The sequence below is a fragment of the Variovorax sp. J31P207 genome (assembly GCF_030316965.1).
In the GTDB taxonomy this organism is placed as follows: domain Bacteria; phylum Pseudomonadota; class Gammaproteobacteria; order Burkholderiales; family Burkholderiaceae_C; genus Variovorax; species Variovorax ginsengisoli_B.
On record NZ_JASZYN010000003.1, the window covers coordinates 86,536 to 110,548 of the forward strand.

21 protein-coding genes and 1 riboswitch are annotated in these 24,013 nt (G+C 69.9%); of the genes, 17 read left to right on the forward strand and 4 right to left on the reverse strand.

Annotated elements, in window-relative coordinates; genetic code table 11:
* Positions 1 to 57: 57 nt before the first annotated feature.
* From QTI68_RS11500 to QTI68_RS11510, 3 genes are all read right to left on the reverse strand, one after another.
* Entirely contained in the window at positions 58 to 519 is a 462-nt protein-coding gene (locus QTI68_RS11500; RefSeq protein ID WP_286522256.1) for a PaaI family thioesterase, read from the reverse strand.
* Positions 520 to 588: 69 nt separating this feature from the next.
* On the reverse strand, positions 589 to 1,728 hold the full coding sequence (locus QTI68_RS11505) for an acyl-CoA dehydrogenase family protein (RefSeq protein WP_286521680.1): 1,140 nt from the start codon (positions 1,726 to 1,728) through the stop codon (positions 589 to 591).
* Between the two features lie 10 nt (positions 1,729 to 1,738).
* Entirely contained in the window at positions 1,739 to 2,959 is a 1,221-nt protein-coding gene (locus QTI68_RS11510) for a CaiB/BaiF CoA transferase family protein (RefSeq protein WP_286521681.1), read from the reverse strand.
* Positions 2,960 to 3,050: 91 nt separating this feature from the next.
* Here QTI68_RS11510 and QTI68_RS11515 point away from each other — a divergent pair, with 91 nt between their 5' ends.
* The 15 genes from QTI68_RS11515 to QTI68_RS11585 all read left to right on the forward strand — a co-directional run bounded on the left by QTI68_RS11515 (position 3,051) and on the right by QTI68_RS11585 (position 19,685).
* Positions 3,051 to 3,965: a LysR family transcriptional regulator gene (locus QTI68_RS11515; RefSeq protein WP_286521682.1), complete on the forward strand. Its 915-nt coding sequence runs from the start codon at positions 3,051 to 3,053 to the stop codon at positions 3,963 to 3,965.
* A gap of 261 nt (positions 3,966 to 4,226) precedes the next feature.
* Positions 4,227 to 5,192 carry an ABC transporter substrate-binding protein gene (locus tag QTI68_RS11520; RefSeq protein ID WP_286521683.1) on the forward strand — a complete coding sequence of 322 codons (966 nt, stop codon included), beginning with the start codon at positions 4,227 to 4,229 and terminating at the stop codon, positions 5,190 to 5,192.
* A gap of 33 nt (positions 5,193 to 5,225) precedes the next feature.
* Complete coding sequence (locus tag QTI68_RS11525) at positions 5,226 to 6,068, forward strand: ABC transporter permease (RefSeq protein WP_286522257.1); 843 nt, start codon at positions 5,226 to 5,228, stop codon at positions 6,066 to 6,068.
* The gene (locus tag QTI68_RS11530; RefSeq protein WP_286521684.1) at positions 6,068 to 6,847 is read left to right on the forward strand and encodes an ABC transporter ATP-binding protein; all 780 of its coding nucleotides are present in this window, start codon (positions 6,068 to 6,070) and stop codon (positions 6,845 to 6,847) included. The genes QTI68_RS11525 and QTI68_RS11530 overlap by 1 nt, the downstream gene beginning before the upstream one ends.
* A 23-nt stretch (positions 6,848 to 6,870) precedes the next feature.
* The gene (gene hutC / locus QTI68_RS11535; RefSeq protein ID WP_286521685.1) at positions 6,871 to 7,668 is read left to right on the forward strand and encodes a histidine utilization transcriptional repressor HutC; all 798 of its coding nucleotides are present in this window, start codon (positions 6,871 to 6,873) and stop codon (positions 7,666 to 7,668) included.
* Positions 7,669 to 7,723: 55 nt separating this feature from the next.
* Positions 7,724 to 9,274 (forward strand): histidine ammonia-lyase, encoded by a 1,551-nt coding sequence (hutH, locus tag QTI68_RS11540; protein WP_286521686.1) that lies wholly within the window; start codon positions 7,724 to 7,726, stop codon positions 9,272 to 9,274.
* A gap of 39 nt (positions 9,275 to 9,313) precedes the next feature.
* The gene (hutU, locus tag QTI68_RS11545) at positions 9,314 to 11,032 is read left to right on the forward strand and encodes a urocanate hydratase (RefSeq protein ID WP_286521687.1); all 1,719 of its coding nucleotides are present in this window, start codon (positions 9,314 to 9,316) and stop codon (positions 11,030 to 11,032) included.
* A 12-nt stretch (positions 11,033 to 11,044) separates the two neighbouring features.
* Positions 11,045 to 11,644 carry a HutD/Ves family protein gene (locus tag QTI68_RS11550; RefSeq protein WP_286521688.1) on the forward strand — a complete coding sequence of 200 codons (600 nt, stop codon included), beginning with the start codon at positions 11,045 to 11,047 and terminating at the stop codon, positions 11,642 to 11,644.
* Positions 11,641 to 12,885: an imidazolonepropionase gene (gene hutI, locus QTI68_RS11555; protein ID WP_286521689.1), complete on the forward strand. Its 1,245-nt coding sequence runs from the start codon at positions 11,641 to 11,643 to the stop codon at positions 12,883 to 12,885. The genes QTI68_RS11550 and hutI overlap by 4 nt, the downstream gene beginning before the upstream one ends.
* Positions 12,882 to 14,267, forward strand: coding sequence for a formimidoylglutamate deiminase (locus QTI68_RS11560; RefSeq protein ID WP_286521690.1), 1,386 nt, complete (start codon positions 12,882 to 12,884; stop codon positions 14,265 to 14,267). Before hutI ends, QTI68_RS11560 begins: the two co-directional genes overlap by 4 nt.
* Positions 14,268 to 14,272: 5 nt before the next feature.
* Positions 14,273 to 15,091: an N-formylglutamate deformylase gene (gene hutG, locus QTI68_RS11565; protein WP_286521691.1), complete on the forward strand. Its 819-nt coding sequence runs from the start codon at positions 14,273 to 14,275 to the stop codon at positions 15,089 to 15,091.
* Between the two features lie 5 nt (positions 15,092 to 15,096).
* Positions 15,097 to 16,476 carry an FAD-binding oxidoreductase gene (locus QTI68_RS11570; protein WP_286521692.1) on the forward strand — a complete coding sequence of 460 codons (1,380 nt, stop codon included), beginning with the start codon at positions 15,097 to 15,099 and terminating at the stop codon, positions 16,474 to 16,476.
* A complete protein-coding gene (locus QTI68_RS11575) occupies positions 16,473 to 17,606 on the forward strand; it encodes a histidinol-phosphate transaminase (RefSeq protein ID WP_286521693.1) in 1,134 nt (377 codons plus the stop codon). Before QTI68_RS11570 ends, QTI68_RS11575 begins: the two co-directional genes overlap by 4 nt.
* A 49-nt stretch (positions 17,607 to 17,655) precedes the next feature.
* Positions 17,656 to 18,702: a homocysteine S-methyltransferase family protein gene (locus QTI68_RS11580; protein WP_286521694.1), complete on the forward strand. Its 1,047-nt coding sequence runs from the start codon at positions 17,656 to 17,658 to the stop codon at positions 18,700 to 18,702.
* Between the two features lie 158 nt (positions 18,703 to 18,860).
* Positions 18,861 to 19,685 carry an SH3 domain-containing protein gene (locus tag QTI68_RS11585; protein ID WP_286521695.1) on the forward strand — a complete coding sequence of 275 codons (825 nt, stop codon included), beginning with the start codon at positions 18,861 to 18,863 and terminating at the stop codon, positions 19,683 to 19,685.
* 12 nt (positions 19,686 to 19,697) lie between these two features.
* On the opposite strand, the gene QTI68_RS11590 is transcribed toward QTI68_RS11585, so the two are convergent.
* Positions 19,698 to 20,585, reverse strand: a complete 888-nt coding sequence (locus tag QTI68_RS11590; RefSeq protein ID WP_286521696.1) for a LysR family transcriptional regulator — start codon at positions 20,583 to 20,585, stop codon at positions 19,698 to 19,700.
* Positions 20,586 to 20,687: 102 nt separating this feature from the next.
* Between QTI68_RS11590 and QTI68_RS11595 the strand changes: the two genes are divergently transcribed.
* Together QTI68_RS11595 and metH are read left to right on the forward strand one after the other, a co-directional pair.
* Entirely contained in the window at positions 20,688 to 21,125 is a 438-nt protein-coding gene (locus QTI68_RS11595; RefSeq protein ID WP_286521697.1) for a PACE efflux transporter, read from the forward strand.
* A gap of 8 nt (positions 21,126 to 21,133) precedes the next feature.
* Positions 21,134 to 21,226: riboswitch (S-adenosyl-L-homocysteine riboswitch) on the forward strand.
* A gap of 22 nt (positions 21,227 to 21,248) precedes the next feature.
* On the forward strand, positions 21,249 to 24,002 hold the full coding sequence (gene metH / locus QTI68_RS11600) for a methionine synthase (RefSeq protein ID WP_286521698.1): 2,754 nt from the start codon (positions 21,249 to 21,251) through the stop codon (positions 24,000 to 24,002).
* Positions 24,003 to 24,013: the final 11 nt, after the last annotated feature.

Consider the following 24,013-nt stretch of genomic DNA (forward strand, 5'->3'; position numbering starts at 1 on the left):
GCCAGCGACGCGGCGGCGGGCCGGCCCTCATTGTCGCTTGGTGGCGCCGCCCGGCTGTCAGCTGCGGATGTTTTCGCGGCCGAAAACCGCCATCAGCGTGCAGCCCATGGTGGCGACCAGCTTCTCGCGGCCCTCATCCAGGGCGTAGGCATGGCCCTCGCAGACCGTCACCGTGCGTCCGGGCTTGACCACGCTGCCGACCATGCGGAAGGTCTGGCCCTTGGCGGGTGCGAGCAGGTTGATCTTGTATTCGATGGTCAGCACCGCGGCGTCGGCCGGCATCAGCGTGAAGCCGGCGTAGCCGCAGGCCGAATCGAGCGCGGTGGCCACCATACCGGCATGCAGGAAGCCGTGCTGCTGGGTCAGGCCGGCGGCCCAGTCGAGTTCGATCGCCACCCGGCCCGGCGCGATCTCGCCCAGCCGTGCGCCGATGGTGGCCATGGCGCCCTGGCGCTCGAAGCTCTGGCGCACGCGCTGCGCGAAGTGCGGGTCCGGGGGGACGAAGGCGGTGGTTGGCATCACGGGTGGAATTGACGTTTACGTAAAGGTCAATTATGGGGTGGAGGTGGATGGCGGACAAGCCGCCAGTCAGCCCAGCACGATGCGCGCGATGATGTTTCGCTGGATCTCCGACGAGCCCTCGTAGATGCGCAGGATGCGGGCATCCCGCACGTAGCGCTCGAGCGGCATCTCGCGCGTGAAGCCGTAGCCGCCATAGATCTGCAGTGCGGTGTCGGCGACGAAGGCCACCATCTCGGAGGCGTAGAGCTTGGCCATCGCCGACTGCAGCGTGAACGGCTGGCCCGCCGTGCGCAGCGCCAGGGCCTGCATCGTCAGGCCCCAGGCCGCCTCGAGCCGCAGCTTCATGTCGGCCAGCATCCACTGGATGCCCTGCTTGCCGGCCAGCGGCTCGCCGCCGACCTGGCGCTCGCGCGCCCAGTCCAGCGCTGCCGCCAGCGCGGCTTCGGCGATGCCGAGCGAAGTCGCGGCGACGTCGAGGCGGCTGTTGTCCAGCACCTTCATGGCGGTCTTGAAGCCGCTGCCCTCGTCGCCGAGGCGGTTGGCGAGCGGCACCTCGACCGACTCGAAGGCGACCTCGAAGGCGTGGCCGCCGCGGATGCCCATGAGCTTCTCGGGCGCCGAGACTTTCACGCCCGGGCGGTCGGTGTCGACGATGAAGGCGCTGACGCCGCGGGCGCCGGCCGTGGCATCGGTCTTGGCGAACACCACCAGGAACTTCGCTTCGGCCGCGTTCGAGATGAAGTGCTTGACGCCGTCGATGCGGTAGCGGTCGCCGTCCCGGACGGCGCGCGTGCGCAGGTCGGCGGGATGCGAGCCGCCGCGCGGCTCGGTCAGTGCGAAGCCGGCCAGCCACTCGCCGCTGGCCGCGCGCGGCAGGTAGCGGCCGCGCTGGTCGTCGTCGCCGCCGATCAGCACCGCATCGGTGCCCAGGTAGTGGGCGCCGATCATCGAGGAGGTCGCGGCGCAGGCACGCGAGATCTCGACCAGCGACAGCAGCATCGCGGTCGGCGTCACGCCGGGGCCGCCCCAGCGCTCGGGCAGATTCATGCCCATCACGCCGAGGGCCGCGAGCCCCGGCACGTGGCAAGTGGCCGAGCGCTCGTGCGCATCGATGTCGCTGGCCAGCGGGGCGATGGCCTCGGTCGCGTAGCGGGCGACCGCATCGGCCAGGGCCTGGTCTTCTTCGGTGACGCCGAGTCGTGTCATGGGTCTTCCTTCAGATGGGGGAGGGGATGGCGGTGGGGCCGAAGGCTCCGGCCAGGCGCAGCTCGGCGAGCTTGTCGAGGCCGCAGCCGAGTAGGTGCGCGAGCAGGTCGTCCGTGTGTTCGCCCAACGCCGGCGCGCGTTCGGCCCGGTTCGACGCGGCGCCGTTGAAGCGCACCGGCTGGGTCGGCAGCCGGAGGCCCGGCAGCCGATCGTCGTGCACGCCGCGCAGCAGTTCGCGCGCCTGGGCCTGGGGCGATTCGAGGGCCTGTGCGATGTTCCAGATCGGCGCGGCGGGCACGCCCGCGGCCTCGAGCCGGCGCACGACCTCATCGACCGGATGCGCGGCGGCCCAGCCTTCGATCAGGGCGCGCAAGGCTGGCTCCTGCGCGGAGCGCAGCTCGTCGCTGGTGAAGCGCGAGTCGTTCGCGAGCCCGGGCATCGCCATCGCCGCCGCCAGCGCGTCGAACAGTTTCTTGTTGAGCACCGCCAGCGCGAAGTGGCCGTCCTGCGCGCGATAGACGCCGAACGGCGCCGACAGCGGATGCCGGTTGCCCACGCGCCGCGCCGGGCGGCCCGTGAACAGGAAGCGGGCCATCGAGGTGGCGAGGAAGCTCAGCGTGGTGTCGAACATCGCGACGTCGACGTGCTGGCCGCGGCCGGTGCGCTGGGTCTGCAGCAGCGCGGCCAGCGTGGCCCAGGAGGCGAACAGGCCGGCGACCACGTCCGACACCGCCTCGCCGACCAGCGTCGGTGCGCCGTCGGGGTCGCCGGTGGCTTCCATCAGGCCGCTCATGGCCTGCACGATGATGTCGTAGGCCGGGCGGTGCGCGTAGGGGCCGGTCTGGCCGAAGCCCGAGACGCTGATGTAGACCAGCTTCGGGTTCTGCCGCGCCAGCGCCTCCGCGCCGATGCCCAGCCGCTCGGCGACGCCGGGGCGGAAGTTCTCGACCACCACGTCGGCGCGGGCCGCCATCTCGTGGACCAGGCGCACCGCATCGGGATGCTTCAGGTCGAGCACCATGCTCTTCTTGTTGCGGTTCATCACCGTGAAGAGTGCGCTCTGGCCGTTCTTCATCGGGCCGATGGCGCGGTAGTCGTCGCCCTGTGGCGGCTCGATCTTGATCACCTCGGCCCCCAGGTCGGCCAACAGCGCGGTGGACAGCGGGCCCGCGAGCACGCGAGTGAAATCGAGGATGCGGATGCCGTCGAGCGGACGGGTGGATGGCGTCATGGCGGGTTGCTTTCGTGACCGTGGGCCGCCATGGTCGATCGCTTTTGAATCAATTGAAAATACTCATCCTTGATACTTTGGATCGAAAAAGATGATTCACCTGAACCTTCGCCAGCTCGAGTACTTCGTCGCCGCCGCACGCCATGGCGGGGCCGCGCGGGCCGCCGATGCGCTCAGCGTGTCGCAGCCCTCGATCTCCAAGGCCATCGCGGACCTGGAAGCGCTGTGGGGCGAGCGGCTGTTCGTCCGGCTGCATGCGCGCGGGCTCGAACTCACCGGCGCCGGCGCGCTGCGGCACCGCGAGGCGCATGCGCTGCTCGAGCAGGCCCGCACGCTGGCCGCGCCACGCTCGGGCGCGCTCGCCGGCCTGCTGCGCGTGGGCTGCCTGAGCACACTGGCGCCGCGTTGGCTGCCCGACATGCTGGCGCGCATGGCCAAGGCATTTCCGGCCATCGAAGTGCAACTGGTCGAGGGCGACACCGAGACGCTCACGCGCATGCTCGAACGCGGCGCGCTCGATGTCGCGCTGATGTACGACCTCGGCCTGGCGCGCGGGGTGCGGCTCGAGCCCCTGACGCAGCTTCGCCCCTACGCGCTGCTGCCCTGGGGGCATCGACTGGCCGCGGCCGGCACCCTGCGCATCGCCGACCTCGCGCGCGAGCCCCTGGTGCTGATCAACCTGCCGCACAGCCGCGAGTACTTCCTTTCGCTGTTTCGGGATGCCGGCGTCGTGCCGCGGATCGCGCACGAGAGCGCATCGCTGGAAATGGTGCGCTCGCTGGTCGCCAACGGCCTCGGCGTCTCGCTTCTGACCACCCGTCCGGTGCGCGATCAAGCCTACGACGGCAAGCGCATCGCCTGCCGGCGGCTGCGCGGCCAGCTCGCGCTGCAGTCGGTGGCGCTGGCGCATCCGCCGCCGGGCAGCTACGCGTCGCCACTGGCTGCGGCTTTTGCCGAGGTGGCGCATGCCGGCGTGGCGAAACAGGCGGATGCATTGACAGGCTGAGCCTCGCGCTCGCCTGGCACGTCGCTTGCAATCGAAGGCCATATTCGCCGCGCCTGCCCCTGTCTAGACAACTTTGGGTGCATGAAACCGCTTTCGCGCACTGCGGAAGTGCAAAGCGCCACTTGCCATCGACCCGAATTCCGGGTTAACCTGTATATACAGGTGCAGCGCGGGGAATGAAACTCGGCTTCCCTGCTGGACTACGAAACCTCTTTCCTGCCCGGCTGGCCGAAATTTTTGAAACGCAACAGGAGAACCTGAATGGTCAAGACGGTCGGAAAAATCGCCTCGCTGCTGGCGGCTGGTGCATGCATCGCGGGCATGGCGGCGAGCGCCCACGCCGAAGACACCAAGATCACGCTGGGCATGTCGGGCTGGACCGGCTTCGCGCCGCTGACGCTGGCCGACAAGGCCGGCATCTTCAAGAAGAACGGCCTGGATGTCGACCTGCGCATGATCCCGCAGAAGGACCGCCACCTGGCGCTGGCATCGGGCGCGATCCAGTGCGCGGCCACCACGGTCGAGACGCACGTGGCCTGGAACGCCAACGGCGTGCCGATCGTCCAGATCTTCCAGATGGACAAGTCCTACGGCGCCGACGGCCTGGCCGTGCGCAACGACGTCAAGAGCTTCGCCGACTTGAAGGGCAAGGCGATCGGCGTCAGCGCGCCCGGCACCGCGCCGTACTTCGGCCTGGCCTGGATGCTCAACAAGAACGGCATGAGCATGAAGGACGTGAAGCTGGTGTCGCTCGAGCCGCAGCCCGCCGCCCAGGCCTTCGTGGCCGGCCAGAACGACGGCGCGATGACCTACGAGCCGTATCTCTCGACCGTCCGCGCCAACCCCGCCGCCGGCAAGATCCTGGCCACCACGCTCGACTACCCGATGGTGATGGACACCGTCGGCTGCGCCCCGACCTGGCTCAAGTCCAACGCCAAGGCGGCCCAGGCGCTGGCCAATTCGTACTTCGAGGCCCTCGACATGATCAAGGCCGACCCGGCCAAGGCGAACGAGATCATGGGCACGGCGGTCAAGCAGAGCGGCGAGCAGTTCGCCAAGTCGTCGGCCAACCTGCGCTGGTCGGACAAGGCGGCAAACCAGAAGTTCTTCGCCAACGACATCCTCCCGTTCATGAAGGACGCGCAGGTCATCCTGCTGGAGTCCGGCGTGATCCGCAAGGCGCCAGACGACCTGGCCGCCACCTTCGACACCAGCTTCGTCAAGTAAGAGGCACGGACCATCATGAGCGCGACGCCTGTCATGCACTCCTCCACGCCGGCGGCCTCGGCCGCGCCGGCCGCCCCCCAGGCGCCGCGCCGGCGCCGCGCGCTGGCGCCGCTCGAACCGGTCGGCGCACGGGCGCGCTGGCTGCTGGGCGCTGGCTTCTTCGTCCTGTTCGTGGCGGTCTGGGGCTTCTTCACGCTCGGCGGCTTCGTGTCGCCGACCTTCCTGGCCAGCCCGGTCACGATGGTCAAGGAAGCCGTGCTGCTCTTCACCGAGTTCAACTTCAGCCACGACATCGGCATGACCGTCTGGCGCGTGTTCGGCGGCTTCGTGCTGGCGACCATCGTGGCCGTGCCGCTGGGCATCGCGATGGGCACCTGGAAGAGCGTCGAGGCCTTCTTCGAGCCCTTCGTCTCGTTCTGCCGCTACCTGCCGGCCTCGGCCTTCATTCCGCTGCTGATCCTCTGGGCCGGCATCGGCGAGACCCAGAAGCTGCTGGTGATCTTCATCGGCTCGGTGTTCCAGATCACGCTGATGGTGGCGGTCACGGTGGGCAGCGCGCGGCGCGACCTGGTCGAGGCGGCCTACACGCTGGGCGCCAACAGCCGCGGCATCGTGCTGCGGGTGCTGATCCCCGGTGCCGCGCCGGGCATCGCCGAGACGCTGCGCCTGGTGCTGGGCTGGGCCTGGACCTACGTGATCGTGGCCGAGCTGATCGGCTCGTCGTCCGGCATCGGCCACATGATCACCGACAGCCAGGCGCTGCTGAACACCGGCCAGATCATCTTCGGGATCATCGTCATCGGCGTGATCGGGCTCATTTCCGACTTCGCTTTCAAGGCGCTCAACCGCCGTCTCTTCGCCTGGAGCACGATCTGATGAACCAGCTTTCGATTCGCGGCGTGTCCCGCACCTTCACCGGCACGCGCGGCCAGGCCACGCAGGCGCTGCTGCCGATCGACTTCGAAGTGCGCGAGAACGACTTCGTCACCATCCTCGGCCCGTCGGGCTGCGGCAAGTCCACCCTGCTGCGCATCGTCGCCGGCCTCGACTACCCGACCGAAGGCCGGGTGCTGCTCGACGGCCAGACCGTCGAGGGCCCGGGCGCCGACCGCGGCGTGGTGTTCCAGAGCTACACGCTGTTCCCCTGGCTCACGATCGCGCAGAACATCCGCTTCGGCCTGCGGGAGCGCGGCATGAGCGAGGCCGACCAGAAGGAGCGCAGCGATTTCTTCATCGCCAAGGTCGGCCTGCGCGGCTTCGAGAACCATTTCCCCAAGCAGCTCTCCGGCGGCATGCAGCAGCGCACCGCCATCGCCCGCGCGCTGGCCAACGACCCCAAGATGCTGCTGCTCGACGAGCCCTTCGGCGCGCTCGACAACCAGACCCGCGTGCTGATGCAGGAACTGCTGCTGGGCATCTGGGAGTCGGCCCGCAAGACGGTGCTGTTCGTCACGCACGACATCGACGAGGCGATCTTCATGGCCAACCGCGTGGCCGTGTTCAGCGCCCGGCCCGGCCGAATCAAGACCGAGATCCCGGTCGACTTCGGCCATCCGCGCCACTACACAATCAAGACCTCGCCCGAGTTCATGGACATCAAGGCACGGCTCACCGAAGAGATCCGCGCCGAATCGATGGCCGCCGCCGAGCATTGATCTCAAGCCCCTAGAAAGTCCGCATGACAGCCGCCAGCCTCCGCAAAGCCTCCGACGCCCACCGCACCGCGCCTGCGCGCGCGGCGGCCTCGACGTCGCCCGCGCTGGCGCTGTACGAGCAGATCAAGGCCTTCATCACGCACAAGATCCAGGACGGCTCCTGGAGCGCCGGCCACCGCCTGCCGTCCGAGAGCGAGCTGGTGGCGCAGTTCGGCGTGGCCCGCATGACGGTCAACCGCGCGCTGCGGGAGCTGGTCGAGCAGGGGCGCATCGTGCGCGTGGCGGGTGTCGGCAGCTTCGTCGCCGAGGACAAGCCGCAGTCGACCCTGCTGCAGATCGCCAACATCGCCAGCGAGATCCGCGACCGCGGGCACGACTACCACTGCGAGTTCCTCACGGCCGAGCGCATCGCCGCCTCGCCCGACGTCGCGGTCTGGCTCGACTTGCGGCCCGGCGAGTCGGTGTTCCACACGGTCTGCCTGCACATGGAGAACGAAATCCCGGTGCAGCTGGAAGACCGCTACGTGAACCCGCGCGTGGTGCCCGACTTCCTCGACCAGGATTTCTCGCTGGTCCCGCCGAGCGAGTACCTGGTGCGCAATGTGCCCTTCGACCAGATCGAGCATGTGGTCGACGCCGTGCTGCCGACGCCCGAGCAGGCCGAACGGCTGGCGATGCCGGTGACCGACCCCTGCTTGCTGCTGACGCGCCGCACCTGGACCCGCACCCTGCCGGTGACGGTGGTGCGCTGCCTGCACCCGGCTTCGCGCTATCGCCTTGGCAGCCGGTTCCGGGCCGACGGCAACCCTTCCTTCGGCTGAACGCACGCACCGCCTTCGATTTCGCGCGCACCTACTTGTATAGACAGGAGAATCCATGAACGCCACCCCTTCCGCCCACGCGCCGATCGTCCTCGCGCCCGGCGATGTCGATCTCGCCACCCTGCGCCGCGTGCATGCGGGTGGCGTCCAGCTCGCGCTCGATCCGGCGGCGCGCGCCGGCCTGCTCGCGGCGCAGGCCACGGTCAAGCGCATCGTCGATGCCGGCGAAGTGGTCTACGGCATCAACACCGGCTTCGGCAAGCTGGCCCAGACCATCATTCCGCCCGAGCGGCTGGCCGAGTTGCAGCGCAACCTGGTGCTGTCGCACAGCGCCGGCACCGGCGAGCCGCTGGCGGCCGGCGTGGTGCGGCTGGTGCTCGCGACCAAGGCCGTGAGCCTGGCGCGCGGCCATTCCGGCGTCCGGCCCGAGATCGTCGATGCGCTGCTGGCGCTGTCGAACGCCGGCCTGCTGCCGCGCATTCCTTCAAAGGGATCGGTCGGCGCCTCGGGCGACCTGGCGCCGCTGGCGCACCTGGCCTGCGTGCTGATCGGCGAGGGCGAAGTCACTGCGCCCGACGGCGAAGTCATCGGCGGCGCCGACGCGCTGCGCCGCATCGGCCTCGCGCCCTTCGTGCTCGGCCCCAAGGAAGGCCTGGCGCTGCTCAACGGCACGCAGGTCTCGACCGCGCTGGCGCTGGCCGGCCTGTTCGGCGCCGAGGACGTCTTCGCGGCCGGCCTGATGGCGGGTGCGCTGTCGCTCGAGGCGATCCAGGGCTCGATCAAGCCCTTCGACGCCCGCATCCATGCCGCGCGCGGCCAGCCGGGCCAGATCGCGGTGGCGGGCGCGGTGCGCGCGCTGCTCGAAGGCAGCCAGATCGTGCCCTCGCACGCCGATTGCGGCCGGGTGCAGGACCCGTACTCGATCCGCTGCGTGCCGCAGGTGATGGGCGCCTGCCTCGACAACCTCGCCCATGCGGCGCGCGTGCTGCGCATCGAGGCCAATGCGGCCTCCGACAACCCGCTGGTGTTCGACAACGGCGACGTGATCTCGGGCGGCAACTTCCATGCCGAGCCGGTGGCCTTCGCGGCCGACATCATCGCGCTGTCGGTGGCCGAGATCGGCGCCATCTCCGAGCGCCGCATGGCGCTGCTGCTCGACAGCGGCCTGTCGGGCCTGCCGCCCTTCCTGGTGCGCGACGGCGGCGTCAACTCCGGCTTCATGATCGCCCAGGTGACGGCGGCGGCGCTGGCCTCCGAGAACAAGTCGCTGGCCCATCCGGCCAGCGTCGACAGCCTGCCGACCTCGGCCAACCAGGAAGACCACGTGTCGATGGCAACCTTCGCCGGCCGCCGGCTCGGCGAGATGGTCGACAACACCGCGGTGGTCGTCGGCATCGAGGCCATGGCCGCCGCGCAAGGGATCGAACTGAAGAGGGGGCCGAAGAGCTCGCCCTTGATCGAAGCCGAATTCGCTGCCATCCGCGAGCGGGTTCCCTTCATCGACCAGGACATCTATCTCGCTCCGACCATCGAAGCCATGCGCACCTGGGCGCGCCAGGAGAACTGGCCCCAGGCCGTGCGATCTATCCTGCCCAGCCACGCCTGAATCAACGATCACGTTCCGACATCGAAAGGACATCCCGCCATGAACGCACCCGACAAATTCCTCGCCGCCGCCACCGATCCCCGCCATGACGCGAGCCGCGTCATCCGATCGCCGCGCGGCAGCACGCTGAGCTGCAAGAGCTGGCTCACCGAGGCGCCGTTCCGCATGCTGCAAAACAACCTCGACCCCGAGGTGGCCGAGCGGCCGCAAGACCTGGTCGTGTACGGCGGCATCGGCCGCGCCGCGCGCGACTGGGCCTCGTTCGACCAGATCCTCGAATCGCTCAAGCAACTGAACGACGACGAGACGCTGCTGGTGCAGTCCGGCAAGCCGGTGGGCGTGTTCAAGACCCACGAGAACGCGCCGCGCGTGCTGATCGCCAATTCGAACCTGGTGCCCAAGTGGGCCACCTGGGAGCACTTCAGCGAGCTCGACCGCAAGGGCCTGATGATGTACGGCCAGATGACGGCTGGCAGCTGGATCTACATCGGCAGCCAGGGCATCGTGCAGGGCACCTTCGAGACCTTCGTCGAGGCCGGCCGCCAGCACTACGGCAACGACCTCTCGGGCAAGTGGATCCTGACCGCCGGCCTCGGCGGCATGGGTGGCGCGCAGCCGCTGGCCGCGACCCTGGCCGGCGCCGTATCGCTCAACATCGAATGCCAGCAGGCCAGCATCGACTTCCGCCTGCGCACGCGCTACCTCGACAAGCAGGCCAAGGACATCGACGACGCGATCGCGCTGATCAAGCAGCACACGGCCGCGAAGGAAGCGGTCTCGATCGGCCTGCTCGGCAACGCCGCCGAGATCCTGCCGGAACTGGTCAAGCGCGCCAAGGCCGGCGGCCTCAAGCCCGACCTCGTGACCGACCAGACCTCGGCCCACGACCTCGCGAGCGGCTACCTGCCGATCGGCTGGACGCTGGCGCAATGGGAGGCCGCCAAGGCCGACGCCACGCAGCATCCGACATTGCGCCGCGCGGCGGCCAAGTCCTGCGCCGTGCACGTGCAGGCGATGCTCGACTTCCAGGCCATGGGCATCCCGACGGTCGACTACGGCAACAACATCCGCCAGGTCGCCTTCGACGAGGGCGTCAAGAACGCCTTCGACTTCCCGGGCTTCGTGCCGGCCTACATCCGGCCGCTGTTCTGCGAGGGCAAGGGCCCGTTCCGCTGGGTCGCGCTCTCGGGCGACCCGGAAGACATCTACAAGACCGACGCCAAGATCAAGGAACTGTTCCCCGACAACAAGCACACCCACCGCTGGCTCGACATGGCGCGCGAGCGCATCGCCTTCCAGGGCCTGCCGGCGCGCATCTGCTGGCTCGGCCTGGGTGAGCGGCACCTGGCCGGGCTGGCCTTCAACGAGATGGTGAAGTCGGGCGAGCTCAAGGGCCCGATCGTGATCGGCCGCGACCACCTCGACACCGGCTCGGTGGCGAGCCCGAACCGCGAGACCGAGAGCATGAAGGATGGCAGCGATGCGGTCTCCGACTGGCCGCTGCTCAACGCGCTGCTGAACACCGCGGGCGGCGCGACCTGGGTCAGCCTGCACCACGGCGGCGGCGTCGGCATGGGCTACTCGCAGCACTCGGGCGTGGTGATCGTCTGCGACGGCACCGACGCCGCTGCCAAGCGCATCGAGCGCGTGCTGTGGAACGACCCGGCCACCGGCGTCATGCGCCATGCCGATGCCGGCTACGACATCGCCATCGCGACGGCGAAGAAGCAGGGCTTGAACCTGCCGATGATCAAGTAGTCCGGCAAGGCCGTGCGAATCCATCGCTTCGACACCGCCTCGCTGGCCGCCGCGCCGTGGAAGAACGGCGGCGGGACGACGCGCGAGATCGCCGCCTGGCCCCAAGGCGCCGGCATCGACGGTTTCGACTGGCGGGTGAGCATCGCGACCATCGACCAGGCCGGGCCGTTCTCGGCCTTTGCCGGCGTCGACCGCGTGATCATGCTGCTCGACGGCAGCGGCGTGCGGCTGCGCTCGGGCGACGGCCGGATCGACCACCGGCTCGATCGGCCGCACGCGCCGTTCGCCTTTTCCGGCGACATGGCGCTGGACTGCGAGCTGCTCGGCGGCCCGTCGACGGACTTCAACGTGATGACGCGGCGCGGCCGCCTGCGCGCTGAGGTGCGCGTGCTGGCCGGCGACAGCCAGGTGGGACCGGCAGCGGCCGGCCTGCTGCTCGCGCTGCGCGGCCGATGGCAGCTGCAGGGCGGGGACACGACCACCCTCGAATCCGGCGCGGGACTCTGGTGGGCCGAGGGCCCTGCCGGCTGGCACGCGACCCCGCTCGATGCCGAGGCCGCGCTGGTCGCGGTCCGCTTCGAAGCGCCCACTCCTTCCACCTCAACACCATGACTCATTCCGCGTCTCTTTCCGCCGACGGTGTCTGGCAGCACCTGCGGCTCGCGCCCGGAGCGCTCGCCGACGACCGGGACGCCGTCGCCGATGCGGCGATCGTCGTCCTCGACGGCCGGATCGAATGGATCGGCGAGCCTGCGTCGCTGCCCGCGGTGCATGCCGGCCTGCCGCGCTTCGATGGCGAGGGCGCGCTCGTCACGCCGGGCCTGGTCGACTGCCACACGCACCTGGTCTATGGCGGCCAGCGCGCCAACGAGTTCGCGATGCGCCTGGCCGGTGCCACGTACGAAGAGGTCGCGAAGGCCGGTGGCGGCATCGTGTCGTCGGTGCGCGCCACGCGCGAGGCCGATGAAGACACGCTGTACGCCCAGGCCGCGGCCCGGCTCGAGCAACTGCTGGCCGACGGCGTCTGCGCGATCGAGATCAAGTCGGGCTACGGCCTCGCGCTCGACCACGAACGCAAGCAATTGCGTGTCGCACGGCGGCTCGGCGAGGCCTATGGCGTGACGGTGCGCACGACCTTCCTCGGCGCCCATGCGCTGCCGCCCGAATACGCGGGCCGCAGCGGCCACTACATCGACCTGGTCTGCCGCGAGATGCTGCCGGCGCTGGCGGCCGAGGGACTGGTCGATGCGGTCGACGTCTTCTGCGAGCGCATCGCCTTCTCGCTGGCCGAGACCGAGCGCGTTTTCGAGGCCGCCCAGGCGCTCGGCCTGCCGGTCAAGCTGCATGCCGAGCAGCTGTCGGACATGGGCGGCGCCGCGCTGGCGGCGCGCTACGGCGCGCTGTCCTGCGACCACATCGAGCACCTGTCGGCCGAAGGCATCGAAGCGATGCGCGCGGCCGGCACGGTGGCCGTGCTGCTGCCCGGCGCCTACTACACGCTGCGTGACACGCACCTGCCGCCGATAGCCGCGCTGCGCGCCGCCGGCGTGCCGATGGCCGTGTCGACCGACCACAACCCGGGCACCTCGCCGGCGCTGAGCCTGCTGCTGATGGCCAACATGGCCTGCACCCTGTTCCGCCTCACGGTGCCCGAGGCGCTGGCCGGCGTGACCCGCCATGCGGCGCGCGCGCTGGGCCTGCAGCACACGCACGGCGCCTTGCATATCGGCCAGCCGGCCAACTTCGTGCTGTGGAACGTCCGGGACGCGGCCGAGCTCGCGTACTGGTTCGGCCAGCGGCCGCTGCGCACCGTGGTGCGCCAGGGCCGCATCGCGGCGGGGGCGGCCGCATGACGACGCGCACCCTGTTCGCGGCCGATGCGCTGCTGCCGACCGGATGGGCGAAGAACGTGCTGCTGGCATGGGACGACAGCGGCCGGCTGACGCAGGTGCAATCCGATGCGCCCCGGCCGCCGGTTGCACCCACCGTACGAGGCCCCTTGATCCCGGGCATGCCGAACCTGCATTCGCACGCCTTCCAGCGCGCGTTCGCGGGGCTCACCGAGCACCGCGCCGAGCAGCAGGACAGCTTCTGGAGCTGGCGCACACTGATGTACCGCTTCGCCGCGCGCCTCGGGCCCGAGCAGATGGAAGCCGTCGCGACCTGGCTCTATGCCGAGATGCTCGAAGCCGGCTACACCAGCGTCTGCGAGTTCCAGTACGTGCATCACGACGGCGACGGCCGCCCCTATGCCGACGACGCCACGCTGAGCCTGGCGCTGCTGCGCGCCGCGCAGCGCACCGGCATCGGCTTCACGCTGCTGCCGGTGCTCTACCAGACCAGCGGCTTCGGCGGCACGCCCCCGAACCCGGGCCAGCGCCGCTTCATCCGCTCGACCGAGTCGATGCTGCGCCTGCTCGACGCGCTGAAGCCGGCCTGCGATGCGCAGGGCGCGCGCCTGGGCCTGGCGCCGCATTCGCTGCGCGCGGTGCCTCCCGATGCCCTGCGCGAGGCGCTCGCCGGCCTCGATGCGCTCGATGCCACGGCGCCGATCCATATCCACATCGCGGAGCAGACGCAGGAGGTCGACGACTGCATCGCCTGGAGCGGCCAGCGGCCGGTCGCCTGGCTGCTCGACCATGCGCCGGTCGATGCGCGCTGGTGCCTGGTGCATGCCACGCACATGGACGCGCAGGAGTACCAGCGGGCGGCCACGCGCGGCGCGGTCGCCGGCCTCTGCCCCACGACCGAGGCCAACCTCGGCGACGGCATCTTCGACTTCGCGGCCTGGCGCGGCCATGGCGGCGCCTGGGGCGTGGGCTCGGACAGCCATGCCTGCGTCAACGCAGCCGAAGAGCTGCTGCTGCTCGAATACAGCCAGCGCCTGGCCACCCGCCAGCGCAATGTCGGCGCCGATGCGGCGCACCCGCAGGTCGCGACCGCGCTCACGCTGGCCGCCTTGCACGGCGGCGCGCAGGCCGCGGGCCGCGCGATCGGCGGCCTGGCGCCGGGCCAGCAGGCCGACTTCGTCGTCCTCGACGCCGCGCACCTCGCACTGCAAGGGCTCGACGCGCCCGACATGCTCTCGGCGCATGTCTTCGCGAGCCACCGCACGTCGGCGATCGATGCGGTGTGGGTCGCCGGCCAGCCGCGCGTCGCCGCCGGCCGGCATGCACTGCACGACCATGCCGCGGCCGGTTTCGTCGCCGCGCGCAGCCAACTTCTGAAGGATTGAGACCCATGCGCTTCATCACCACCGAGCCGCCATTCCGCTTCCGCGCCGGCAAGCGCCCCTTGCTGATCTCGATGCCGCATGTCGGCACCCACGTGCCGCCGCAGCTCGCGGCGCGCCTCACCGACGAGGCCCGCCAGGTGCCCGACACCGACTGGCATCTCGAACGCCTCTATGACTTCGCGGACGAACTCGGCGCCTCGGTGCTGGTCGCCACGCACTCGCGCTACGTGGTCGACCTGAATCGTCCACCCGATGGCGCCAGCCTCTATCCGGGCCAGAGCGTCACCGGCCTGTGCCCGGTCGACACCTTCGACGACACGCCGATCTACGCCGCCGGCGATGTGCCCGACGAGGCCGAGGTCGCCGAACGCCGGGAAGCCATCTGGCAGCCCTACCACCGCCAGCTCGCGGACGAACTGGCGCGCCTCAAGGCGCAGCACGGCATCGCCGCGCTCTGGGACGCGCACTCGATCCGCTCGGTGCTGCCGCGCTTTTTCGATGGCAGGCTGCCCGACCTGAACCTCGGCACCGCCAACGGCGCGAGCTGCGATCCGGCGCTGGCGCAGCGGCTGAAGCAGATCGCCGACGAGGCGAACGGCTTCAGCGCGGTGCTCAACGGCCGCTTCACGGGCGGCTACATCACGCGCCACCACGGCCAGCCGGGGCAGGGCGTGCATGCGGTGCAGCTCGAGATGACGCAGTGCAGCTACATGCAGGAAGCCTTGCCCTTCGACTACCTGCCCGAAGTGGCGCAGCGCGTCCAGCCGCATGTGCGGCGGCTGCTCGAAGCCGTGCTGGACTTCGTCGAGCGCAAGCACGACTGAACGGCATGGAATTCCTCGCCGCCCTCGAAGGCGCGATCGGCTCCGGCCTCGTGCAGACAGGCGAAGCGATCGCCGTGCGCCACCACAGCGACTGGAGCGGCGCGCCGCCGGTGGTGCCACTGGCGCTGGTGCGGCCGCGCAGCACCGAGGAGGTGGCTGCGGTGCTGCGGGTCTGCAGCGCCCACCGGGTGGCGGTGGTGCCGCAGGGCGGACTCACGGGGCTGGCCGGGGCGGCGGTGCCGCGCGCGGATGCGATCGCGCTCTCGCTCGATCGGATGAACGCCATCGAATCGGTCGACCTCGCGGCCGCCACGATCACCGTGCAGGCCGGCGCCACGCTGCAGGCGGTCCAGGAGGCGGCGGCCGCGCACGGGCTGCAGTTCGGCGTCGACCTCGGCGCGCGCGGGTCCTGCCAGATCGGCGGCAACCTCTCGACCAACGCGGGCGGCAACGGCGTGCTGCAGTTCGGCATGATGCGCGAGCAGACGCTGGGCCTCGAGGCGGTGCTGGCCGACGGCAGCGTGCTGCCGATGCTGCGGCCGATGCTGAAGAACAACACGGGCTACGACCTCAAGCAGTTCTTCATCGGCGCCGAAGGCACGCTCGGGGTCATCACGCGGGCGGTGCTGCGGCTGCATCCGGCACCCCGCGCCCGGGCGACGGCGCTGGTGGCACTGGCCGATTTCGATGCCTCGCTGGCCTTGCTCGGGCGCCTGCAGTCGCGCTTCCCGGGTGCCGTGGCGGCCTTCGAGCTGATGTGGCGCGACTTCATCGAGACCTCGCTTGGTTGGCAAGGCCTGCGAGAGCCCTTCGACGCGCCGCACCCCTTCGCGGCGCTGGTCGAGCTGACCGGCAACGACGAGGCCGCGCTCGGCGAGGCGCTCGAAGAGCTGCTGGCCGAGGCGATGGAGGCCGGGCAGGCGGTCGATGCGGCGATCGCCCAGTCGCGGGCCCAGGCGCTCGCCTTCTGGAAGATCCGCGAAGCCACGGCCGAGCTGCCGGTCCACATGCAGCCGCCGATCAACTTCGACGTCAGCCTGCCGATGGCCGGGATCGGCCGCTTCGCCGCGGCCTGCCGCAGCGCCTTCGACGCCCGCTGGCCGGGCCATCACTCGATCTTCTTCGGCCATGTCGGCGACAGCAACCTGCACATCACGACCGACGGACGCTCGATCGGCGGCGACGAGGCCGGCATCGAGCGCGTCGTCTACGACCAGGTGGCGGCCTTCGGCGGCAGTGTCTCGGCGGAGCACGGCATCGGCCTGCACAAGAAGCCCTATCTGCATGCCAGCCGCACGCCGGCCGAAATGGCCGCCATGCGCGCGATCAAGCGCGCGCTCGATCCGCTCGACCTCCTCAACCCCGGCAAGGTATTCGATCTATGAACATGTCCGCCATTCACGCACTCGCACGTCCCGAGGTGCCTGCGCTCCCCGCCTACAACGCCGGCCTGTCGTCGCAGGCGGTGCGTGCGCGCTACGGCGTCAGCGAGATCGCGCGGCTCGCCAGCAACGAGAATCCCTTCGGCGCCAGTCCCGCGGTGGGGCGTGCGCTGGTCGACCTGGCGCTGCAGGTCGGGACCTATCCCGATGCGAACTGCAGCGCGCTGCGCGCCGCGATCGCACAGCGAAGCGGCGCCCGGCCCGAGGAGGTGGTGATCGGCAACGGCTCCGAGGACATCCTCCAGATGCTGTGCCAGGCCTTCCTGTCGCCCGGCGACCGGGTGCTGACGCAGCGGCCCGCCTTCGGCCTGCACGAGATCTACCCGCGCATGATGGGCGCGCAGGTCGAAGCGCTGGCGCTGACGCCCGCGCTCGGCTTCGACATCGACGCCTGGTGCGAGGCCCTGGCGCGCGGCCCGAAGCTGGTGATGCTGGCGAACCCGTCGAATCCGGTGGGCTGCATGTTCGATGCCGGCGAGTTCGCCCGGCTGCTCGCCGCCATGCCGCCGGCCACGCTGCTGGTGCTCGACGAGGCGTACTACGAATACGCGCGGACCGCGCCCGGCTTTCCCGATGCGCTGGCCGCGCTGCGCGCGCAGCAGCGGCCCTGGATCGTGCTGCGCACGTTTTCCAAGGCCTGGGGGCTGGCGGGCCTGCGGGTTGGCTACGGCATCGCATCGGATGCCGCGCTGGTCCAGCTGCTGGACCGGGTGCGCACGCCCTTCAACGTCAACCTGGCGGCGCAGGCGGCCGCGCTGGCGGCGTGGGGCGACGAGGGCTACATGGTCCATGCGGTGGCCGAAACGGTGCGGCGACGCGACGCGATGGCGGAGGCGCTGCGGGCGATGGCCTGGCCGGGGCTGCGCGTCGCGCCTTCGGCGGCCAATTTCCTGTTCATCGACCTGGCGCGTCCGAACGGCCCGGTCAATGAAGCGCTGCTGGCGCGCGGCATCATCGTCAAGCCGTGGAAGGAGCCCGGCTTCGAGAGCTTCATCCGGGTGTCGATCGGCACGCCGGATGAGAACGCGCGCTTCCTCGGCGCGCTGGCGGAGATCGCCGGCGCGCGGGCCTGACAAGACCCGACGCCGCGGCGGGCGCGGCGGCGCTTTCTACAATCGGGTCATGAAGCCCGTCGTCTACACCCGCGCCCAGCAACTTCCCGCCATCCTGGCCCAACGCATCGCCATCCTCGATGGCGCGATGGGCACCATGATCCAGCGCTTCAAGCTGACCGAGGCGCAGTACCGCGGCGAGCGCTTCAAGGACTTCCCGCGCGACGTCAAGGGCAACAACGAGCTGCTCTCGCTGACCCGGCCCGACGTCATCCGCGACATCCACGAGGGCTATCTCGCGGCCGGCGCCGACCTGGTCGAGACCAACACCTTCGGCGCCACCCGTGTCGCGCAGGAGGATTACAAGATGGCCGAGCTGGCGCGCGAGATGAACCTCGAGTCCGCGAAGCTGGCGCGCGCCGCCTGCGACAAGTTCAGCACCCCCGACAAGCCCCGCTTCGTCGCCGGCGCGCTGGGCCCGACGCCCAAGACCGCCAGCATCAGCCCCGACGTCAACGATCCCGGCGCGCGCAACGTCAGCTTCGAGGAGCTGCGGGCTTCCTACTACGAGCAGGTCGAGGCCCTGGTCGAAGGCGGCTCCGACGTGCTGCTGGTCGAGACCATCTTCGACACGCTGAACGCCAAGGCGGCGCTGTTCGCCATCGACGAGTACTTCGAGGCCAGCGGCGAGCGGCTGCCGCTGATCATCAGCGGCACCGTGACCGACGCCTCGGGCCGGATCCTGAGCGGCCAGACCGTCACCGCCTTCTGGCACAGCGTGCGCCATGCACGGCCGCTGGCCATCGGCCTGAATTGCGCGCTGGGCGCGGCGCTGATGCGGCCCTACATCCAGGAGCTGGCGCGCGTCGCCGACGACACCTTCATCAGCTGCTACCCCAACGCCGGCCTGCCCAACCCGATGAGCGAGACCGGCTTCGACGAGACCCCCGACGTCACCTCGCGGCTGCTGCACGAGTTCGCGGCCGAGGGACTGGTCAACATCGTCGGCGGCTGCTGCGGCACCACGCCGGAGCACATCGCGGCCATCGGCCAGGCGGTGGCACCGCTCGCCGGCCGCAGCCTGCATCGCGCGGCCTTCTACAGCGAAGCCGCTTGAGGCCGCCGCGCCCGGCGCATGTGAAGCCGGGATGAAGAAAGTCTCCAGACGTTCCGCGTGTGCGCGAACACGCGCGCTGCGGCGTTCTCGTTTGAAGGCCGTGGCTGATTGACATCGGGCAGACGCCCCCTCTACCCTGGACCGCAAAGGAAATCTTCATGAACAACAAGGCAATGCGATGGTTCGGCCTGGCCGCCATCGCCCTGGCGGTGCCGTTGGCCGCCTCGGCCCAGCAGGCATTCACCCGCGGGCCGGTCAATCTGCGTGCCGGTCCTGGCGACAGCTATCCGCTGGTGGCCACCTTGGGGCCGGGGCAGTCGCTGCAGGTGATGGGCTGCACCGCCGGCTACGGCTGGTGCGACGTGGTGCTGCCGGACGGCCTTCGAGGCTGGTCCTATGCGGCCAGCCTCGAATATGCCTACCAGGAGCAGCGCGTCCCGCTGGCGACCTATGGCGCGATCATCGGCGTGCCGCTGGTGACCTTCGCCATCGGCAGCTACTGGTCCAACTACTACCGCGACCGCCCCTGGTACAACCAGCCGCGCTGGTGGGGCGGCCGCCCGCCGCCGCCGTCGGGCCCGGGCTGGCGTCCGCCGCCACCGCCGGTGCCGGGCTGGCGTCCCAATCCGTGGCCGGGCTATGCGCCGCATCCGCCGGGCTTCCGTCCGCCGTCGGCGCCGGGCTTCGGTCCGCCGCCATCACCCGGTTTCCGGCCGCCGCCGGCACCCGGTTGGCGCCCGCCGCCCGGTGCGCGTCCGCCCGGCTTCCAGACCGGCGGCCGGCCGCCGGGGCAGGGCGGGGGTGACCACGGCCGCGGAGGCGGCCATGGAGGTGGCCATGGCGGCGGCGGGAATGGCGGTGGCAATGGCCATGGCGGGGGCCATGGCGGGGGCCACGGAGGCGGCGGTGGCGGCCACGGAGGTGGCGGTGGCCACGGAGGCGGCCATGGTGGGGGCGGCGGGGGCGGCGGTCGCGACCGCTAGCCGGCGCCTTCCTCAGTCCTTCTTGCGGGCGATCAGCGCCACGAAGCGCTGGGCCCCGAGGCCCAGCGGCCGCTCGCGCGACCACACCACATCGACCCACAGGTCGAGCCCATTAGACAGGTTCTCGAACGGAATCTCGACCAGCGCGCCGGCCGCCACGTGCGGCCGCGCGAAGTTGCGCGGCAGCCAGCCCCAGCCCAGGCCGGCGGTGATCAGGCTCAGCGCGGCCAGCGCGTTGTCGGTGCGCCAGACATGGCGCGCGAAGACGAAACGCGGGTCGCTGGTGGCGAGGTCGCGTCCGGCGACCACGATCTGCCGCGTGGTCGTCAGGTGTTCTTCGCGCAACCGTCCTCCCGCCGCGGCCAGCACCGGATGGTCGGGCGCCATCACGGCCACCATGGTGTCGTTGGCCACTTCCTGGAAACCCTCGCGGCCGTCGAGGCTGGGGCGCTCGAACACCAGGGCCAGCTGCGCCCGGCCGCTGTGCAGCAGCGCCAGCGCATCGGCCTGCGGCGCCGCCAGCACCTCGACCTCCAGCAGCGGGTATTCGGCCGCCAGAGCGGCCAGCGGCCCGCTCCAGGGCGCGGCCAGCAACTCGGGCGCAATGGCCAGCGTCAGCCGGTTCTCCAGCCCCTGGGTCAGCGCCAGCGCCTGGACCTGAAGCTGCTTGAGTTGCGCCGCCAGCAGTCGCGCCTGCGGCTCCAGCGATCGCGCGGACGCGGTCGGCTGCGGCTCGCGGCCGCTGCGGTCGAACAAGCTGAGGTCGAGCTCGGCTTCGAGACTGGCAATCGCCATGCTGACCGCCGAGGGCACCCGGCCCAGCGCCCGCGCCGCTGCCGAGAAGGAGCCGTGATCGACCACCGCGAGAAACACCGCCACGCTGTCGCTGGAAAATCCCACGGCCGCCCCGATCTATCATTAAAACTGAAAGAAGATGACTTTTTATATCAGATAAAACAACATAAAGTCCATCCCAACGCCAACCAACACAGGATCGATTTCATGCAAGGGCTCAAGCGCCGCGTCGTCTACATCAGCCTCTACGAGGGCATCGCCATCGTCGCGGCGAGCGCGGGCCTGGCACTCATGTCCGGCCAGGGGCTGGGCCATTCGGGCGTGCTGGCGGTCATCGCCTCGGTCATCGCCGTGCTCTGGAACCTGTCGTTCAACGCCCTGTTCGAGCGCTGGGAGTCCGGCCAGGCGGTGCGCGGCCGCAGCCTGCGCCGCCGGATCGCCCACGCGATCGGCTTCGAAGGCGGCCTGGTCGCCTTCCTGGTGCCGGTGTTCGCCTGGTGGCTCGGCGTCAGTCTCTGGGAGGCGCTGGTGATGGACCTCGGCCTGGTGGTTTTCTTCCTGGTCTACACCTTCATCTTCAACTGGGCCTTCGACGCCATCTTCGGCTTGCCGGCATCGGCCGCCGGCGCCGTCCAGCCAGCGTAAAATCCGCGGCTCCCAAGGAGCGTTGCAGCGCCGCCGGCCGTCTGGCCGGCCGCGTCAGGCTTGGGCTTCCAGGCACTGGAGTGCAACGACGCTCGCCTGACCCCGTTTCCACAGGTGAGCCCCATGCCAATCGATTCTTCCGCGTCCCAGATTCCGCCCCCGATGAAGCTGTCCGGCCTCGAGCCGGTGCAGATCGGCGACGGCGCGCTGTTCGTCAACATCGGCGAGCGCACCAACGTCACCGGCTCCAAGGCCTTCGCGCGGATGATCCTGAACGGCCAGTTCGAGGAAGCGCTGGCGGTGGCGCGCCAGCAGGTCGAGAACGGCGCCCAGGTCATCGACATCAACATGGACGAGGCCATGCTCGACAGCAAGGCCGCGATGGTGCGCTTCCTGAACCTGATCGCGAGCGAGCCCGACATCGCGCGGGTGCCGATCATGGTCGACAGCTCGAAGTGGGACGTGATCGAGGCCGGCCTGCGCTGCATCCAGGGCAAGGGAATCGTCAACTCGATCAGCATGAAAGAGGGCGAGGACCAGTTCCGCCACCAGGCCCGGCTGCTGCGCCGCTACGGCGCCGCGGCGGTCGTGATGGCCTTCGACGAGAAGGGCCAGGCCGACACCTACGAGCGCAAGATCGAGATCTGCGAGCGCGCCTACCGCATCCTGGTCGACGAGATCGGCTTCCCGCCCGAGGACATCATCTTCGACCCGAACATCTTCGCGATCGCCACCGGCATCGAGGAGCACAACAACTACGCGGTCGACTTCATCAACGCGGTGCGTTGGATCAAGCAGAACCTGCCCGGCGCCAAGGTGTCGGGCGGGGTGTCGAACGTGAGCTTCAGCTTCCGCGGCAACGACCCGGTGCGCGAGGCCATCCACACCGTGTTCCTGTATCACGCGATCAAGGCCGGCATGGACATGGGCATCGTCAACGCCGGCATGGTCGGCGTCTACGACGACCTCGAGCCCGAGCTGCGCGAGCGGGTGGAGGACGTGGTGCTCAACCGCCGCCCCGATGCCGGCGAGCGCCTGGTGGAGGTCGCCGAGACCGCCAAGAGCGGCGCCAAGGACGAGAGCAAGAAGCTCGAATGGCGCGGCACGCCCGAGCATCCGGTGCACGTGAACCAGCGCCTGTCGCACGCCATGGTGCACGGCATCACCGACTTCATCGTGGAAGACACGGAAGAGGCCTACCAGCAGATCCTGGCCACCGGCGGGCGTCCGCTGCACGTGATCGAAGGCCCGCTGATGGCCGGCATGAACATCGTCGGCGACCTGTTCGGCCAGGGCAAGATGTTCCTGCCGCAGGTGGTGAAGTCGGCCCGCGTGATGAAGTCCGCGGTGGCACACCTCATTCCCTACATCGAGGAAGAAAAGCGTCAGGACGAGGCCGCCGGCCGCGACGTCCGCACCAAGGGCAAGATCGTCATCGCGACGGTCAAGGGCGACGTCCACGACATCGGCAAGAACATCGTCACGGTCGTGCTCCAGTGCAACAACTTCGAGGTCGTGAACATGGGCGTGATGGTGCCCTGCCACGAGATCCTGGCGCGCGCCAAGGTCGAGGGCGCCGACATCGTCGGGCTCTCGGGCCTGATCACTCCGAGCCTCGAGGAGATGCAGTACGTCGCCGGCGAGATGCAGAAGGACGAGCACTTCCGCATCAAGAAGATTCCGCTCATGATCGGCGGCGCCACCACCAGCCGGGTCCACACGGCCGTGAAGATCGCGCCGCACTACGAAGGCCCGGTGGTCTACGTGCCCGATGCCTCGCGCAGCGTGAGCGTGGCGCAGTCGCTGCTGTCGGACCAGGCGGCGAGCTACATCGACGAGCTCAACGCCGACTACGACAAGGTGCGCCACCAGCACGCCAACAAGAAGCAAGTGACCTTGTGGCCGCTGGCCAAGGCGCGTGCCAACAAGACGCCGGTCGACTGGGCCGGCTATGTGCCGCCGGTGCCCAAGTTCATCGGACGGCGCGTGTTCAGGAACTTCGATCTGACCGAACTCGCCAAGTACATCGACTGGGGGCCCTTCTTCCAGACCTGGGACCTGGCGGGGCCGTTCCCCGCCATTCTCAAGGACGAGGTGGTCGGCACCGAGGCGGTGCGGGTCTACGCCGACGGCCAGCGCATGCTCAAGCGCCTGATCGAAGGCCGCTGGCTCACGGCCAGCGGCGTGATCGGCTTCTGGCCCGCCAACACCGAGCGCGACGACGACATCGTGCTCTACACCGACGAGTCGCGCAGCGAGGCCGCGCTCACCTGGTGGGGCATGCGCCAGCAGGCCGAGAAGCAGGTGATCGACGGCGTGACCCGGCCGAGCCGCTGCCTGGCGGACTTCGTGGCGCCGCGCGAGAGCGGCCTCAAGGACTACGTGGGCATGTTCGCGGTCACCGCGGGCATCGGCATCGAGAAGAAAGAGAAGTACTTCATCGACGACCTCGACGACTACTCGGCGATCATGCTGAAGTCGCTGGCCGACCGGCTGGCCGAGGCCTTCGCCGAGGCGATGCACCACCGCGTGCGGACCGACCTGTGGGGCTACGCGCCCGACGAGACGCTCAGCAATGCCGACATGATCGACGAGAAGTACCGCGGCATCCGGCCCGCGCCCGGCTACCCGGCCTGCCCCGACCACAGCGTCAAGGGCCCGATGTTCGACCTGCTGAACTGTGCCGAGATCGGCATGAGCGTGACCGAAAGCCTGGCGATGATGCCGGCCGCCAGCGTCAGCGGCTTCTACCTGAGCCACCCCGACTCGACCTACTTCAACGTCGGCAAGATCGGCCACGACCAGCTGCAGGACCAGGCAGCGCGCCGCCACCAGAGCGAGGCCGAACTCGAACGCCTGCTGGCGCCGAACCTGTGACACGAAGCGCC